The following is a 15,246-nucleotide window of genomic DNA, read 5'->3' as shown; positions in this document are numbered from 1 at the left end:
CGGTCTTCTGAGGCTCGGGTTAGTTCTGAGTGTCAACCGGCCTCAGACGAGGACCAGACTGATGGCGCCGTCCGGGGTGGACAGGAGGGGTGTCGGGACAGCTCCGAGCACCGCGACGCGGTCGTCGCAAGGCAGATCCCAAAGCGTGATCGCCACCTCGCCGCAGTACCTCCCCGCCGACGCCAACTGCACGGTGACCGACCCCGCCGGCCTCGGCTGACCACCCACCTCGGGCAGCGGAAGCCCGGCGAACCGCTCCCGCGAGTGCTCCAGCCGGATCATCGCCTCGGCAGCATCGGGGCGGTTCCGATCGGGGACCGCCAGTGCCTCGATCACGGCGGGGTGTACACCCGGGGCCGCCACCCCGTCGAGCACCACGACGTCCGAACGGACGAACGACCCCAGCCGCTCCCACGAGTGATCGGTCAGCGCTGGATCCCCGACGTAGACATCGTCCACACCGGCATCGACGAGCTCGAGTGCCTGGAACAACGGCGGCATGGTGCGGTGCTGCTCGACGGTCGGCAGCCCCTCGCCGAGCGGACCACGACGAACCGAGTCGCCGGCAATGAACGCACCGACCCGCCACCCGAACTGCTGGGCGACCGACACCGACGATGCGACGGAAGCCAACGCCAACCCGGTCCACTCCCGCGGGTAGAAGTTGTGGATGAGCTCGACGTCGAGGTCCGCGAGCGGCGCAAGGTCAGGAGCACGCAGCGTGCTGGCGTTGAGCGCGATCGGCAGCACCGCAGCGATCGCACGGATCTCGGCAACCGAGAACCCGAAGTCGATCCGCACCCGGGCCACCCCGATCGACCGCAGGAACTCCCACGGCGAATCCCCAAGCAGCCGGGCGGTGTTGGGGGAGACGTCGGCCACGACCGCCAGCCCCGATGCAGTGGCCGCCGACACGATCGCAGTCGCCGCGGCTCGGGCTCCCGCAGGCGAGTCCTCTGGGATGTGCAACGAGGTGAACGCGAGCGTGGCACCGGCTGATTCGGCAGCCGAGAACGTCGCACCGGCCAGCTCAGTATGCGCCAGGTACGCGCTCGCGCCCAGGCGCATCAGCGAGCAGCCCCGACCGAGTCAGCGGCCGACGCGGAGTCAGCGGCCGAAGCCGAAGCAGCGGCAGGGGCCGCGGCGGGAGCGGTCGCGACGGGCGCCGGCGGAGCGACGGGGTCCCCGGGCGAAGCCGTCGACTGCGCCTCGAGGTCGGCCTTCACCGACGCGGACACCCCGAACAGCAGCGTCGCCACGAACCCGACGACGTACGCCACGACCAGACCCGAGCCGTACCCGAGCAGCGCCCACCCGTACCCGGACGACCCGTTCAGCAGCGGCAGCAGCGACAGGTCCGACGCACCGATGGCGATCGCCCCGACGGAGTGCCCGAGCTGGTCGAACAACCCGACGACACCACCACCGAACGCCCCACCGATGCACGCCGTGATGAACGGGCGACCCAGGGGGAGCGTCACGCCGTAGATCAGCGGCTCGCCGACGCCGAGCAACCCGGCGGGCAGCGCACCGCGGATCGTCCGCGAGAGCGCTTCATTCCGACGGAAGCGCATCCACAGCGCGATCGCGGCGCCGATCTGCCCGGCACCACCCATCGCCAGCACGGGCAGCAGCACGGTCCACCCCGTCTGGTCGATCAGCGTGGTGTGGATCGGCGTCAGGGCCTGGTGCATGCCGGTCATCACGAGCGGCAGGAAGAACCCGCCCAGGATGAACCCGGCAAAAGCACCACCGTTGGCCAGCAGCCACGTGGCCGCGCCGCCGATCGCGACGGAGACGACACCGGCGACGGACATCAGCACACCCAGAGTGATCGACCCGGCGACCAGCACGGTGACGGTCGGCACGACGATCAGCGCGATGACGTCCGGCGTGACGCGACGCATGAACCGCTCGACGTACGCGGCGAGGATGCCGCCGGCCATCGCCCCGAGCACACCGCCCTGGCCCGGAGCGAGGGTCTCGCCGAACACGGTGACGTTCGCGACTCCAGCGGCGACGATGATGCCGCCGACCGCGCCACCCAGGATGGGTGTGCCGCCGAACTCCTTGGCGGCGTTCATCCCGACGAACACGGCGAGCAGGGACAGGAAGCCGCTGGACAGCACGGCGAGGAACGGCGTGACGCCGGGCAGCCACCCCAGGTTGGTCAGGATGCCGTTGATGCCGGCGATCAGCCCGCAGGCGATCAGCGCGGGGATGAGCGGGATGAAGATCGCCGAGATCTTCCGGATCGCACGCATGGTCCGGCCATCGGCGCGGGACCGCGCAGTCGCCTTGATCGACGCACCACGAGCAGCCAGCTCCTCGGGAGAAGCGCCAGCAGACGCGCCAACCGCACCAGCCGCGGCCGTCGGGGCGGACCTGCGCAGGGCCTCCAGGTCGACGGCCACCCGGTCGACGAGACCCGGGCCCAGCACGATCTGCAGGTTCGAGCCGGCCGCGATCGCGGCCATGACCCCTTCGGTAGCCTGCAGCCCCGGCAGGTCGACCGAGGACGGGGACGAGACCTCGACCCGCAGCCGGGTCATGCAGTTCTCGACGTCGGCGATGTTGCCGGAGCCGCCGACACTGTCGAGGATCCGCTGGGCGAGTTGCTGTGCATCGGTCATGGCTGGTGCTCCTCGGGGGAAGGAAACGAAGGTGGTGCAGGTCAGGAGATGACGGCGCGCAGGGACCCGCCGGCGGCAGCGAGCCGATCGCGGACGGACATGGCGGAGTCACCGGTGAGGATCATCGCGATGGCGGTCTTCACCTCGCCGTCGGACGCGTCGAGCGCGGCTTCCACGTCTGCGGAAGCAGCGCCCGTGACGTCCTGCACGAGCGAGAACGCCCGTGCGACGAGCTTGGCGTTCGTCGCCCGCACGTCGACCATGCGGTTGCCGTACGTCTTGTTGCTGCGCACCATCGCGAGCGTCGTGAGCATGTTGCAGACGAGCTTCTGCGCGGTGCCCGCCTTCAGGCGGGTCGAGCCGGCGATGAACTCGGGACCGACGACGACGTCGATGGCGATGTCGGCCTCCCGCCCCGCGGCCGAGTCCGGGTTGCACGCGACGGACACCGACAGGGCGGACCGGCGCCGCGCCTCCAGGATCGCCGCGATCACGTACGGCGTCCTGCCGGAGGCGCTGATCCCGACGACCACGTCGTCCCCGGTCAGGCCGAGTGCGTCGAGGTCGCGGACGGCGGCGTCCTCGTCGTCCTCTGCGCCTTCGATGGCGGTGGTGAGCGCGATCTGCCCGCCGGCGATGACGCCGACGACCTGCGAAGGGTCGGTGCCGAAGGTGGGCGGGCACTCGCTGGCGTCGAGGACGCCGAGGCGCCCCGGTGTGCCGGCGCCGACGTAGATCAGTCGGCCGCCACGCGCGAAGGCGGCGGCGATCGCGTCGGCCGCCAGGGCGATGGCCGGGAGGCACGGGTCCAGCGCCGCGGGCACGCTGCGGTCGCCGGCGTTCATGCGCTGGGCAGCTTCGAGAGTGGAGACCAGGTCGATGTCGTCGAGTCGCGAGTCGGTCGACTCGGTCGTCAGGGACCGGAGTTCGTCGCGCAGGGAGTCGTGGTGCATGGGGGCCTTCAGGATCGGTGGTGCGTGCGGACGGCGGCGCGGCTGCGTGCCAGCAGCGGGCGGGAACGGTCGTCGGTGCGCTGGGCGACGACGATGAACAGGGTGTCGACGATGGCGAGCTGGCTCATCCGGCTACCCATCGCCGCGGGACGCAGGTCGCTCTCGGCGCCGGCGACACCGAGCAGGACGTGGTCGGCGGCCCGGGTGAGTGCCGTGCCACGGTGGCCGGTGATCGCGACGACGGTCGACCCGTGCCGCTCGGCTTCGGCCGCGACGTCCAGCACCTCGGTCGTCGTGCCCGAGTGGCTGACCAGGACGACCACGTCGCGTTCGTCGATCACGCTGGCCAGGGTCAGGGCGTTGTGCGGGTCGTCGGCGATCGAGCTCGCGATGCCGATGCGCTCGAGCTTCAGGTGCAGGTCACGCGCGACGATGCCCGAGGCGCCGACGCCGTACATCACGACGCGGCGGGCGTGCTGCACGGCCGCGGCTGCCTGCTCGAGCGAGGCCGGGTCGAGTGCCGCGCGGGTGTCGGTCATCACGGCGCGGACGTCCTCGGTGACCTTCGCGATGACCGTCGCCACGTCGTCGTCGACCCCGACGCCGGCGTGGATCTCGCCGTGGTCGTGGATGCCGCGCTCGACGGCGCGGGTCATGCTGCGCTGGAGCTCGGCGTAGCTGGCGAAGCCGAGGTGCCGGGCGAAGCGGGAGACCGTGGCGGCGCTGACGTCGGCGCGGCTGGCCAGGTCGGCGGCGCTGCCGTTGGCGCTGTCCTTCGGGTTCGCCAGGACGGCCTTGGCGATGGCGCGCATGCCCGTCGGCATCGTGGCGGACTGGGTCCGGACGAGCGCGAACGCGTCGGCGCGGTCGGCGCGCACCGTGGCGGCGGGTGTGGTCGACATGCATGCCATGAAAGCGCATTGCATGCCGTGGCGCTAGGTGTGAAAGTAAATTGCGTGTTACAGCGCGGGGCGGTGGGCTGGCCGGTACAACGCCGCCGGCTTCCCCGGCCCCTCCGCTGCGCGTCCGCCGGTCGCCGTCAGCATCGGCACCATCGCCCGCCGGAACGAATCCGGCAGCAACCGCTCCCCGAGCACGGCCTCGTGCAGCCCCCGCAACGCCGACATCGTGAACGGCGAGGGCAGCAGCCCGTGCGGGTCCGGAGCGCCCCGGTGGTCCTCGCGCAGCTGCGCAACCGCGAACCCGAGGATGTCGTCGTGCCCGTGGATCATGCCGGACGCCTCGGTGACGGGCACGATGCGGGCTCCCGATGCTGTCCTCAGAGCAGCAGCCGGCACCACGTCGAGGTGCGCCACGGACAGCACCCACCCCCGGTCGTCCCGCTCCGGATCGTCGAACACGTGCAGCTGCCGCGGCGCCAACCCCGTGACCCCGGCCTTGTCCCGCAGTGAGCGCAGCACTGCGTCCGCCAACCGTTCACCCTGGTGCACGAACGTCCCCGGTAGTCGCCAGTCCCCGTCGACGGCGTCACGCACCTGCAGCACCGACAGCGGGCCGCCGACCGGGGCGGTCAGCACGGCCGTGTCGACCGCCACGGAGGGCCGCGGGTAGTCGGACAGGCGCTTGCCGCTTGCATCGCGGTACGAGGTCATGGCACGAGTTTACGCACACTTGCGCAAACCGGTGTCCTGTGCCACGGTTGTTTTACGCAGTTCCGCGTAAACCTTCGGAGGGCTCATGACGAATATCCACGACCGCGCCGTCGGCGCCGTGCTCGGCTCCGCATCAGGCGACGCCCTCGGCGCCGGCTACGAGTTCAAGCCCGCTGTCCCGGAACCCACGCCGATCCGCATGGCCGGCGGCGGCTCGTTCGGCTGGGCCGCGGGGGAGTGGACGGACGACACGAGCATGGCCGTGCCGATCCTCCGCACCGTCGCCCGCGGTGGCGACCCGGCATCCGAAACGGCGCTCGACGGCCTGGTGGCCGCCTGGGCGAGCTGGGCGGTGAACGCGCCCGACGTCGGTATCCAGACGCGCAACGTCCTGACCGGACTGGAGGCCCACACCGCCGCCCACGCACGCGCTGCGGCCCGGCAGGAACACGAGTTCAAGGGCCAGTCGGCGGGCAACGGGTCGCTGATGCGGACCGCGCCGCTGGTCCTCGGGTACCTGACGGGTGCGCCGGACGAAGAGCAGCGGTTGGCCGCAGCTGCCCGGGCGATCAGTGACCTGACGCACCACGAATCGGACGCGGGCGACGCGTGCGTGCTCTGGTGCGCGGCGATCCGGCACGCGGTGTTGACCGGCGAGCTCGACGTCCGGCGGGGGCTGGACCTGCTCGACCCGTCGTCGCGCGAGGTCTGGGCCGAACGGCTGAGCGTCGCCGAGCAGTCGGAGCCGGTGGACTTCACCGACTCGAACGGCTGGGTGGTGTCAGCGCTGCAGGCGGCGTACGCGGCGGTCACGCGCAGTAATTCGCTCGAGGACGCCCTCGTTCGAGCAGTCCGGACTGGTAACGACACCGACACGGTGGCCGCGATCGCCGGAGGACTGGCCGGGGCCCTCTACGGCGCGTCCGCCCTGCCCGCGCAGTGGCGTGAGCTGCTGCACGGCTGGCCGGCGCTGCGGGCGGACGACCTGGTGACGCTGAGCGAGCAGGCACTCAGCCGCACCGCGTGACCTGCGGGCGTCGGAGGCTTCGATGGGGGGAGTCTCCGGCGCTCAGCGGTTCGCGGCTGCCAGGTACCGACGCGCCCCTCGGATCTGCCGGGTGAACACAATCGTCATCACGATCGCCACCAGGAGCAGCCCGATGAGGACGACCCGAGTGAGGCCCGCGTTCGACCCGTCCGGTGCGACGAGCGACGGTATCTGAGCGCCTCCGATCCCGACGTACAGCAACAGGAACTGCGCGAGCGCGAGCGGCAGGTACACGGCCGTCAGCTGCGCCAGGTGCAGGCCGCGCGCTGCGGTCTCCGGATCGGCGGACGGGATCGGCCGGCCCGACATCACGGCGTTGCGGAGCGTTCGCCGCGAGTCCTTGTCCAGCCCGGCAACGGGCAGGCGAACGTCAGGGGCGAGCTGCGTCGTCGTCGGCAGAAGCGAGAACGTCCCCGCCAGCCCACCGCCGGAAGCGCCGAAGCCCGCGACGGTCAGGAGCGCGACGAGCGGGGGCTGGCCGACAGCGACGAACGCACCTGACACGGCACCCACCGCCAGTCCGGCCAGGGCGATCGGGACCGTGCGACGCCGCGCACGCCGAGCGATCAGGTAGAGCTGGTCGGGGACCGCCAGCATCATTCCGACAGGCCCAGCTGCTCGCACTCCGCCCACTGCTCGGGGCGGTGCTGCGCGAGCCACGCCGTGAACTCGGCGAACCCGCTGTGGGTCGTGAAGACCCGGAACTGCTTCTTCCGTCGCTCGTCCCACCCGGTCAGGCTGACGAAGGTCATGCCGGCGCCGCTCGACTGCGTGGCGTAGCGGAGCCGGTGGAGATCAGCGACGTTCCGGTGGCGCGTCCGGCCCAACCCGCTCCGCACGTCGTATCGCTCGTCCCACACGGTGATGCGGCTGCGGTTCAGGACCAGGCCGATCGGCAGGAACACCATGCCGCCGCCGATCAGCATCGCGAACAGGCTGCCGCCGAAGTCGGGCGCAACGGTCGACTGGATCACCGCGCCGATGATGCCGATCCCGACCGCAGCGCCGCCGATGATCACGTACAACGTCGTGTTGAACCACGAACGCCGCACGACGAACAGTGGCTTCGCAGCCTCTTTTGTCGCGGTTCCGCCCCATGTGTTGATGCTGTTGCTCATCGTTCCCCCTTGCCGGATCAGCGTAGTGACGTCGCGGAGGTTCCGCGCGCGCGATCGATCGCGGCGATGAGCGCGGGGATGCCCCACACCACGAACCGGGGTCGGGCGCCGTTGCGCATGACGACCTCGATCTGCCGACGCAGGCCGCGGGAGACGTCGCGGACCTCGGTGATCTCGTCGAGTGGGATGCCGAACTCCGCCCGCGTGAAGTTCAGCCGGTGCGGGTGGAACCACAGTGCCGTCGACGTCAGGACGAGCTTGCCACCGACCCCCTCGACACCGCGCAGCCCGAACGGTCCCCGCCGTCCGGGTGCGACGTCGAAGGCAGCAGCGTCCAGCCCGACCCTGCTGTAGGCCGCGACGTCGATCAGGCACGTCGCGTTCCGGCGGAGCAGAACGGGCGACTCCTGCAAGCTCATCGTCTGACCGTACCGTGCGGGCTGAACGCGGCAGCAACGCCGTCGGGGCTGTCGGCACCCGCCCCTACGGTGGGTTCCATGCAGATCACCGAGGCCGGCCGTGCGCTCCTCAGCCCGAGCGACCTCACCACGTGGGCGACGTGCGAGTACGCCTTCCTGCGACGCCTCGACGTCAAGCTCGGCCGTGGGGAGCCCCTGCCCGACGAGCACGACGACATGCTCGACCGCACCGCCCGGCTGGGGGACCAGCACGAGCTGGACTACCTGGCGATCCTGAAGCAGACGCACGACGTGGTCGAGTTCGACCGACCGGCACCTCCGCAGTACGAAGCCGCCGCAGCCGAAGCACTCGAGACCATGCGGGACGGCGCCGACGTCCTGTACCAGCCGACCTTCCACGCCCCGCCGACCGAGCACACCGCGGGCTTCATCGGCTTCGCGGACTTCATCATCCGCAACGCGCGGGGCGAGTACGAGGTCTACGACACCAAGCTCGCCCGGCACGCCAAGATCAGCGCCCTGCTGCAGCTCGCCGCCTACGCCGAGCAGATGCAGGCGCACGGCATCCCGACCGGGCAGCAGGTGCACCTGGTCCTCGGTGACCGCACGACGACCACGCACGACCTGGCCGACATCGCGCCGGTGTACCGCAAGCAACGAACCGAACTGCAGCGGGTGATCGACGAACGGCTCGACGCGCAGGACCCCGTGCAGTGGGGCGACCCCCGGTACGCCAGCTGCGGCCGCTGCAGTGCGTGCCAGCAGCAGGTCGAGCAGCACCGCGACCTGGTGCTGGTGGCGGGCATGCGCCTCGATCAGCGCACCAAGCTGATCCGGCAGGGCGTGCGGACGATCGACGACCTGGCGGTCCGCACCACCCCGGTGCCCACCATGGCGAAGGCGACGCTGGATCGGCTGGTGCGTCAGGCGAGCCTCCAGATCGAGACAGCGGGTCAACGTACCCCGGCCTACGAGCTGCTCGACCCCCGCGCCCTCGACGCGATCCCCGCGCCGGACGCAGGCGACGTGTTCTTCGACTTCGAGGGCGACCCGCTGCACACCGAGGACGGCGTGCACTGGGGCCTGGACTACCTGTTCGGCCTTGTCGACGACCGCGCCGACTTCACCGCGTTCTGGGCGCACACGATCCGCGACGAACGACAGGCCCTGCTCGACTTCCTGGCGTTCATCGCCGAGCGCCGCCAGCAGCACCCGGGCATGCACGTCTACCACTACGCGGCCTACGAGCGGACGCACCTGCTGTCGCTCGCCGCCCGGCACGGCGTCGGCGAAGAGGCCGTCGACGACCTGCTGCGCGCCGGCGTCCTGGTCGACCTCTACCCGATCGTCCGCGGGGCCCTGGTGGTCGGCAGCCACAGCTACTCGATCAAGAAGCTCGAGCCGCTGTACATGGGCGACGACCTGCGCGTCAGCGACGTCACGAACGCGGCTGACAGCATCACCGCCTACGTCGACGCGATCGCAGAACTCCGCACGGGCGACGCCGCGGCCGGGCAGCACATGCTCGACCAGGTGGCGGACTACAACGCGTACGACTGCCGCTCCACGCTGCGGTTGCGGGACTGGCTGCTGTCGCTCCGGCCACCGTCGACGGACACCCCGGCGGAGCTCGACCTGCCGCCGATCCCGGTGGAGCGCGAGCCGAACCCGGTCTCCGTCGCGCTGGCAGCGGAGCTCGAGGACACCGACCCCCTCGACCGCACACCCGACCAGACAGCGCTGGCGCTCGCCGCAGCCGCGATCGACTACCACCGCCGCGAGGCCAAGACCTTCTGGCAGGACCACTTCGACCGGCTGCGCAACCCGCTGGACGAATGGGCCGACACGCGTGACGTCCTGGTGGTCGAGCGGGCGTCGGTGGAACGCGACTGGGACATGCTGCCGCGTGCCCGCTCGCAGTCACGGGAACTGCGGTTGTCGGGGACGCTCGCGCCCGGCAGTCGGCTCCGGCCAGGAGGCTCGCCCCACCTGGTGTACGACGACCCGACTCCGCCATCGGTCGGCTCTCCGGGCCCCGGGTCGAAGGGCGCGACGGACCGCGCCACGATCCTGGACGTGCGGGACGACGGCGAGACGACCGAGGTGCTGCTGCTCGAACGGCTGCCCGTCGGGGGAGAGCCCCACCATGAGTACCCGGTCGCGCTGGCACCGTCCTCGCCGCCGCGCGCCAAGCCCCAGCCCGAGGCGATCGCCGAGTGGGGTGGCTGGGTCCTCGACGCGTTGCCCGAGATGCTGCCCGACCCGGCGCTCGACCTGCTGCGACGGGTGCCACCGCGAGGTGCGCTCGCGCCCGTGGTCGGCGACGACACCGTGGGTGCGGTGGTGGCGACCATGCTCGGGCTGGACCACTCGTACCTGGCGATCCAGGGGCCTCCCGGCACCGGCAAGACGTACGTCGGGTCGAACGTCGTCGCGCGCCTGGTGCGGGAGCACGGATGGCGGGTCGGCGTGGTGGGGCAGTCGCACGCCACCAGCGAGAACTTCCTGTCCGCCGTGGTCCGCGCCGGGGTGCCCGCGGACCGCGTGGTCAAACAGCCGAAGGCGGGTGCTGACGCCGACGACATCGACGCGGCGGCGTGGACCCCGGTGAAGAACGGTGCGGCGATCGCGGCGTTCCTGGCGTCGTGCGAGCAGACCGGCAGCGGGGGCGTCGTGGGCGGGACGGCGTGGACCTTCGCGAACGAGGGCACGATCGCGCGGCGTTCCCTCGACCTGCTCGTGGTCGACGAGGCCGGACAGTTCTCGCTCGCGCCGACGATCGCGTCGTCGGTCGCAGCCTCGCGGTTGCTGTTGCTGGGGGACCCGCAGCAGCTGCCGCAGGTGTCGCAGGGCTCGCACCCCGAGCCGGTCGACCAGTCGGCGCTCGGGTGGCTGGCGGACGGCGAACACGTGCTGCCGCCGGACTTCGGGTACTTCCTGGCCCGCACCCGGCGGATGGAGCCCGCACTGACCGCCTCGGTGTCGGACCTGTCGTACAACGGGCAGCTGACGTCGATGGTGTCCGGCCGGCACCTGGACGGGGTCCAGGCCGGCGTGCACCCGGTGCCCGTGGCGCACGTGGGGAACACGACGTCGTCGCCCGAAGAAGCAGCTCGGGTGGTCGAACTCGTGCGGGACACGGTCGGGCGATCGTGGACCGACGATCACGACGCGCGGACCCTGACCGACGAAGACGTCATCGTCGTCGCGCCCTACAACGCGCAGGGGGCGGTGATCCGTGCGTCACTCGATGCAGCAGGGTTCAGCGGCACCCAGGTCGGCACGGTCGACATGTTCCAGGGGCGCGAGGCCGTCGTGTCGATCGTGTCGCTGGCAGCGTCGAGCGCAGCGGACATCCCGCGCGGGCTCGACTTCCTGCTCATGCCGAACCGGCTGAACGTGGCGCTGTCGCGGGCGATGTGGGCGGCGTACCTCGTGTACTCGCCAGCGCTGACGACGGCGCTGCCGCCCTCGATCCCCGGGCTGTCGCTGCTGTCGCGGTTCATCGAGCTCGTCGAGCCGCGCCCCTGACGCGTCAGCCGACCGCGCCGGTCCCTACGAGGACGCGACCGTCGCGGCTGTCGTCGCTGCCAGCACGCCCGCCATTGCGGCGGTGGTCTGGATGTCCTGCAGCACCGCCTTGACCGCGGGCGACGCCCACGTGCCCAACGTGATGTCCTGCACCCGGGCCTTGTCGACCTTGCCGAACTGCTGCCGGAGGGACCCGGTTGCGTCGAGCAGCGCGATGGTCGCCGCCGTGAACGGGGTGGGGGTGGTGCGGCCGTCGAGGACCTCGAGCACTGTGGTCCGCAGAGCCATCTCGGGCCGGCCGTCCCGCTCCGGGTACGCCGTCGACGGGAAGATGCCGAAGGTCTTGCGCTGCTGCTCGGTCAGCAGCCCGGCCTGCACGAGCTCGGCGGCGACGTCGTCCCGGAGCTGGCGCCCGCCGAGCTTCGACACCCACCACTTCGCCTTGCGCGGTGTGCCGGATGCCGCGATGGTGCCGACCACGGCGTCGAGGACCCCGTTGCCCACGGGCGCCCCGTTGACGACCCGCACCAGCTTGCCGTCCAGGGACACCGCCCCGCGCAGCGCGAGGTCCGCCAGGACCGCGCCGGCCAGGCCGGCGTCGAAACGGCTGGCGTCGACGGCGCGGCGACCGTCGGGTTCGGTCAGCAGCAGCGCGAACGCCTGGGGCACGGTCAGTTGCTCAGCCATCCCTCGATCGTTCCACGTGCTGCGGGGGTGCGTCGAGCCTCCAGGCCGGAGAGCGCGGCACGGTGCCGAGCTGACCGCTCAGTAGGCGGCGGACTGGCCACCGTCGATCGGGACGACGGTGGCGTTGACGTAGCTGGCGTCGTCGGACAGCAGGAACGCGACGACCGCGGCGATCTCGGGTGCTTCGCCGTAGCGCTTGGTCGGGTTGCCCTGGATGAACTCCTCGGCGGCCCCGCGCGGGTTCTCGGCGTCGAGCTGCTTCATCGAGTTCTCGACCATCGGCGTCCAGATGGCTCCGGGGGCGATGGCGTTGATGCGGATGCCGTAGCGGCCGTACTCGACGGCGGAGTTGCGGGTCAGGCCGACCACGCCGTGCTTGGCGGCCGCGTACCCGGACTGGTTGCCGATGCCGCGGATGCCACCGACGCTGGCGGTGTTGACGACCATGCCGGAGCCCTGCTCGCGCATGATGCCCAGGACCTTCTCGAGGCCCAGGAACACCCCACGCAGGTTGATCGACACGACCTTGTCGAACTCGGCGGCCGTGAAGGACTCGGTCGGGTTCTGCTTGCCCTCGATGCCGGCGTTGTTGAAGAAGCCGTCGATGCGGCCGAAGCGCTCGGTGGTGGCGGTGACGTATGCGTCGACCTGGGCCTCGTCCGACACGTCCGCGACGGTGGTCAGGACCTCGGCCTCGGGGGTGGCATCGAGGACGGCGGCCTTCGTGGCGTCGAGGCCCTCGCTGCTGACGTCGACCAGCGAGAGCTTCGCGCCCTCGGCGGCCAGGCGGACGGCGGTCGCACGGCCGAGTCCGGAGCCGCCGCCGGTGATCAGGACGACACGGTCGGAGAAGCGGGTGGTGGTGTTCGTGGGCATGGGAGGCCTCCTGAGGTCTTCATCGTCGAAGGTCGATGCGTTCGCATCGGCTCGCCATCTAGACTACACCTGTCGTTTTGCGCCGACGGTCAGCAGCGGTCGAGCACCCGCGTCATCGCCTGCTGCTCCGCCGGCGCGACCCACAGCCGGTACCGGGTCTTCACCGTGACCTGGTGCTCGACGTACGTGCAGCGGAACGCCGTGGCCGCGGGCAACCAGGTCGCGGCGTCGCCGGATCGCTTCTGCGCGTTCGAGTGTCCGTCGACCGCGAACAGGTTGTCCGGGTCGTTCGCCAACGCCTGCCGTTCGCCCTGGCTGAGCTGCTGCGCGCCCGTGACCCAGGCGTTCTCGAGCGCGACGACGTGGTCGATCTGCACGAGCGTCGAGGTGGTGTTCCCGCGCACGAAGTCGATCGTCGTGCCGGTGTACGGCGATCGGAGTTCGCCGGACGTCACCCGGCACGGGCCGCTCCGCACGACGTCGGTCAGGTCGCGGGCCAGCACGTCGTTGCGGGTGTCGCAGCCGTTGTGGTCGACGTCCAGCCACGCGGTGCCGAAGTCGGCGGTGCGGTCGTAGCCCGTCGCGGGGGCCTTGCCCTTGACGGGCAGGGCCGCCAGCTGCGCGCGTGCGGTCGCGACGTCGGCCGGACTGTCGGCCGCCGGGTCGGCCGCGCCGTCGGGCGCCGGGTCGCCCGGACTGCCGGCCGGACTGTCGGCCGGACTGGAGGCTCGGGTCGGCTCCGGCACGGGTGCTGCGGTCCCACGGGCGGTCGCGCTGACGGTCGGGGCTGCTCCGGTGGCCGGTGTTCCGTCCGCCTGAGAGGGCGGCGCGCCGGTCGCGTGGAGCGCGTACCCGAGGACGGCGATGCCGATCAGGATCAGCGAGCTGGACAGGGTCAGGCGGGTGGTGCGGCGTCGGCGGGACGTCATGCGGCGTGGTGCTCCTGGTGATGCTCGGTGGATCGTCCGTCCGATCCTGGTGGACGCATCCGACATCGCCGCGTAGACACGGTGGCATGACCGACTACGCAGAACCGTCCGTGCCGGTGACCGGTGGAGCGATGCCGCTCCTGGGCTTCGGCACCTGGCAGATCGACGACGCTGACGCCCCCGCTGCCGTCAGCGCAGCGCTCGACGCGGGGTACCGCCACATCGACACCGCGACCGGGTACAGCAACCAACGTGGAGTGGGGCAGGCCATCGCCGACTCGGGTCTGCCCCGTGGCGACCTGTTCGTCACCACGAAGCTGCCGCCGGACAACGCCGACCGCGTCCGCGAAACGATCGAGGAGAGCCTGGAGCAGCTGGGCCTCGACCACCTGAACCTGTGGCTCGTGCACTGGCCGCCGAACGGCCAGGCGCGCCCCGACGTGTGGGAGCAGGTCGTGCAGGCGCAGGCCGACGGGCTGACGAAGGCCGTCGGCGTGAGCAACTACTCGCTCGCGCAGATCGACGAGCTGACCCAGGCGACCGGGACCACCCCGGCCGTGAACCAGATCAAGTGGAGCCCGGCCCAGTTCGACCGCGCGGTCGCCGACGGACTGCGTGACCGCGGTGTCGTGCTCGAGGGCTACAGCCCGTTCAAAGCGAGCAACTTGCAGGACCCGACGCTGGTGTCGATCGCCCAGGCGCACGACGTCGACACCGCCCAGGTGATCGTCGCGTGGCACGTCGCGCACGAGTTCGTCGTCATCCCGAAGTCGTCGAACCCGGAGCGCATCCGTTCGAACGCGGCCGGCGCGACCGTGCCCCTGTCGGACGACGAGGTCGCCCAGATCGACGCACTCGGGCACTGAGCTGGCGGTAGCGTCGGGGAGGTGAGCAGCGCACTCCTCGTCATGGACTACCAGAACAGCATCGTCGACCGCCTCGGGACCCCCGAAGCCCTTGCCGCGGCGGTCGACGCCGTCGGGGCAGCGCGAGAGCGGGGGATCCCGGTCGTGTTCGTCCGGGTGGCGTTCCGGCCCGGCGCTCCCGAGGTTGCCGCGTCGAACAAGATGTTTGGCGGGATGCGCGAGCGGATGGGCGCACAAGCAGCTGACGCCACCGAGGTGCACCCGGCGTTCGCGCTGCGCGACGACGACCTCGTCGTCACGAAGCTGCGGGTGAGTGCCTTCGCGGGCTCCGACCTCGAGGTGCTGCTGCGGGGGCTGGACGTGCGCGACCTGGTGCTGTGCGGCATCGCGACGAGCGGCGTCGTGCTGTCGACGCTGCGTCAGGCGGCGGACCTGGACTTCGGGCTCACGGTGCTGGCGGATGCGTGCTCGGACGGCGACGACGAGGTGCACCGGGTGCTGCTCGAGAAGGTGTTCCCGCGCCAGGCCGAGGTCGTGTCGACGGCGGACTGGGTCGCGTCGCTCGCCTGAGCG

15 protein-coding genes are annotated in these 15,246 nt (G+C 71.3%); 4 read left to right on the top strand and 11 right to left on the bottom strand.

The window, feature by feature from the left end; genetic code table 11:
- Positions 1 to 42: 42 nt before the first annotated feature.
- The 5 genes from MT346_RS14575 to MT346_RS14555 are packed head-to-tail and all read right to left on the bottom strand — an operon-like array spanning position 43 to position 5,199.
- Positions 43 to 1,068 (bottom strand): MupG family TIM beta-alpha barrel fold protein, encoded by a 1,026-nt coding sequence (locus tag MT346_RS14575; protein WP_243563817.1) that lies wholly within the window; start codon positions 1,066 to 1,068, stop codon positions 43 to 45.
- Positions 1,068 to 2,633: a PTS transporter subunit EIIC gene (locus MT346_RS14570; RefSeq protein ID WP_243563816.1), complete on the bottom strand. Its 1,566-nt coding sequence runs from the start codon at positions 2,631 to 2,633 to the stop codon at positions 1,068 to 1,070. Before MT346_RS14570 ends, MT346_RS14575 begins: the two co-directional genes overlap by 1 nt.
- Before the next feature lie 41 nt (positions 2,634 to 2,674).
- Positions 2,675 to 3,586 carry an N-acetylmuramic acid 6-phosphate etherase gene (gene murQ / locus MT346_RS14565; RefSeq protein ID WP_243563815.1) on the bottom strand — a complete coding sequence of 304 codons (912 nt, stop codon included), beginning with the start codon at positions 3,584 to 3,586 and terminating at the stop codon, positions 2,675 to 2,677.
- An 8-nt stretch (positions 3,587 to 3,594) separates the two neighbouring features.
- Complete coding sequence (locus MT346_RS14560) at positions 3,595 to 4,488, bottom strand: MurR/RpiR family transcriptional regulator (RefSeq protein ID WP_243563814.1); 894 nt, start codon at positions 4,486 to 4,488, stop codon at positions 3,595 to 3,597.
- A gap of 57 nt (positions 4,489 to 4,545) precedes the next feature.
- Complete coding sequence (locus MT346_RS14555; protein WP_243563813.1) at positions 4,546 to 5,199, bottom strand: NUDIX domain-containing protein; 654 nt, start codon at positions 5,197 to 5,199, stop codon at positions 4,546 to 4,548.
- A gap of 85 nt (positions 5,200 to 5,284) precedes the next feature.
- Here MT346_RS14555 and MT346_RS14550 point away from each other — a divergent pair, with 85 nt between their 5' ends.
- Positions 5,285 to 6,226 (top strand): ADP-ribosylglycohydrolase family protein, encoded by a 942-nt coding sequence (locus MT346_RS14550; protein WP_243563812.1) that lies wholly within the window; start codon positions 5,285 to 5,287, stop codon positions 6,224 to 6,226.
- Between the two features lie 42 nt (positions 6,227 to 6,268).
- Here MT346_RS14550 and MT346_RS14545 read toward each other — a convergent pair whose 3' ends face one another.
- From MT346_RS14545 to MT346_RS14535, 3 genes are read right to left on the bottom strand one after another with little or no spacing between them, the layout of a single operon-like run.
- The gene (locus MT346_RS14545; protein ID WP_243563811.1) at positions 6,269 to 6,847 is read right to left on the bottom strand and encodes a hypothetical protein; all 579 of its coding nucleotides are present in this window, start codon (positions 6,845 to 6,847) and stop codon (positions 6,269 to 6,271) included.
- Positions 6,844 to 7,365: a hypothetical protein gene (locus tag MT346_RS14540; RefSeq protein ID WP_243563810.1), complete on the bottom strand. Its 522-nt coding sequence runs from the start codon at positions 7,363 to 7,365 to the stop codon at positions 6,844 to 6,846. The genes MT346_RS14545 and MT346_RS14540 overlap by 4 nt, the downstream gene beginning before the upstream one ends.
- Before the next feature lie 17 nt (positions 7,366 to 7,382).
- Positions 7,383 to 7,784, bottom strand: a complete 402-nt coding sequence (locus MT346_RS14535; RefSeq protein WP_243563809.1) for a hypothetical protein — start codon at positions 7,782 to 7,784, stop codon at positions 7,383 to 7,385.
- A 78-nt stretch (positions 7,785 to 7,862) separates the two neighbouring features.
- On the opposite strand from MT346_RS14535, the gene MT346_RS14530 reads away from it, so the two are divergent.
- Entirely contained in the window at positions 7,863 to 11,315 is a 3,453-nt protein-coding gene (locus MT346_RS14530; RefSeq protein WP_243563808.1) for a TM0106 family RecB-like putative nuclease, read from the top strand.
- A gap of 24 nt (positions 11,316 to 11,339) precedes the next feature.
- On the opposite strand, the gene MT346_RS14525 is transcribed toward MT346_RS14530, so the two are convergent.
- The 3 genes from MT346_RS14525 to MT346_RS14515 form a co-directional block, all read right to left on the bottom strand.
- Positions 11,340 to 12,002 carry a GPP34 family phosphoprotein gene (locus MT346_RS14525; protein ID WP_243563807.1) on the bottom strand — a complete coding sequence of 221 codons (663 nt, stop codon included), beginning with the start codon at positions 12,000 to 12,002 and terminating at the stop codon, positions 11,340 to 11,342.
- Between the two features lie 78 nt (positions 12,003 to 12,080).
- Positions 12,081 to 12,878, bottom strand: a complete 798-nt coding sequence (locus MT346_RS14520) for a glucose 1-dehydrogenase (RefSeq protein ID WP_243563806.1) — start codon at positions 12,876 to 12,878, stop codon at positions 12,081 to 12,083.
- An 89-nt stretch (positions 12,879 to 12,967) separates the two neighbouring features.
- Positions 12,968 to 13,807, bottom strand: coding sequence for an HNH endonuclease family protein (locus MT346_RS14515; RefSeq protein WP_243563805.1), 840 nt, complete (start codon positions 13,805 to 13,807; stop codon positions 12,968 to 12,970).
- Between the two features lie 86 nt (positions 13,808 to 13,893).
- Between MT346_RS14515 and MT346_RS14510 the strand changes: the two genes are divergently transcribed.
- Positions 13,894 to 14,673, top strand: coding sequence for an aldo/keto reductase (locus MT346_RS14510; protein WP_243563804.1), 780 nt, complete (start codon positions 13,894 to 13,896; stop codon positions 14,671 to 14,673).
- A gap of 21 nt (positions 14,674 to 14,694) precedes the next feature.
- Entirely contained in the window at positions 14,695 to 15,243 is a 549-nt protein-coding gene (locus tag MT346_RS14505; protein ID WP_243563803.1) for a cysteine hydrolase family protein, read from the top strand.
- The last annotated feature ends 3 nt before the right edge of the window (positions 15,244 to 15,246 follow it).

The organism is Curtobacterium sp. VKM Ac-2922, assembly GCF_022815645.1.
GTDB lineage: Bacteria > Actinomycetota > Actinomycetes > Actinomycetales > Microbacteriaceae > Curtobacterium.
Note: the sequence above shows the minus strand (reverse complement) of the source record. Positions and strands in the feature narration are given on the sequence as shown.

Coding starts and splice junctions, on each gene's coding strand:
- MT346_RS14520 (WP_243563806.1), bottom strand. CDS start 12,878: ATGCCCACGAACACCACCACCCGCTTCTCCGACCGTGTCGTCCTGATC.
- MT346_RS14515 (WP_243563805.1), bottom strand. CDS start 13,807: ATGACGTCCCGCCGACGCCGCACCACCCGCCTGACCCTGTCCAGCTCG.
- MT346_RS14530 (WP_243563808.1), top strand. CDS start 7,863: ATGCAGATCACCGAGGCCGGCCGTGCGCTCCTCAGCCCGAGCGACCTC.
- MT346_RS14540 (WP_243563810.1), bottom strand. CDS start 7,365: ATGAGCAACAGCATCAACACATGGGGCGGAACCGCGACAAAAGAGGCT.
- MT346_RS14510 (WP_243563804.1), top strand. CDS start 13,894: ATGACCGACTACGCAGAACCGTCCGTGCCGGTGACCGGTGGAGCGATG.
- MT346_RS14555 (WP_243563813.1), bottom strand. CDS start 5,199: ATGACCTCGTACCGCGATGCAAGCGGCAAGCGCCTGTCCGACTACCCG.
- MT346_RS14560 (WP_243563814.1), bottom strand. CDS start 4,488: ATGTCGACCACACCCGCCGCCACGGTGCGCGCCGACCGCGCCGACGCG.
- MT346_RS14550 (WP_243563812.1), top strand. CDS start 5,285: ATGACGAATATCCACGACCGCGCCGTCGGCGCCGTGCTCGGCTCCGCA.
- murQ (WP_243563815.1), bottom strand. CDS start 3,586: ATGCACCACGACTCCCTGCGCGACGAACTCCGGTCCCTGACGACCGAG.
- MT346_RS14575 (WP_243563817.1), bottom strand. CDS start 1,068: ATGCGCCTGGGCGCGAGCGCGTACCTGGCGCATACTGAGCTGGCCGGT.
- MT346_RS14535 (WP_243563809.1), bottom strand. CDS start 7,784: ATGAGCTTGCAGGAGTCGCCCGTTCTGCTCCGCCGGAACGCGACGTGC.
- MT346_RS14545 (WP_243563811.1), bottom strand. CDS start 6,847: ATGATGCTGGCGGTCCCCGACCAGCTCTACCTGATCGCTCGGCGTGCG.
- MT346_RS14525 (WP_243563807.1), bottom strand. CDS start 12,002: ATGGCTGAGCAACTGACCGTGCCCCAGGCGTTCGCGCTGCTGCTGACC.
- MT346_RS14570 (WP_243563816.1), bottom strand. CDS start 2,633: ATGACCGATGCACAGCAACTCGCCCAGCGGATCCTCGACAGTGTCGGC.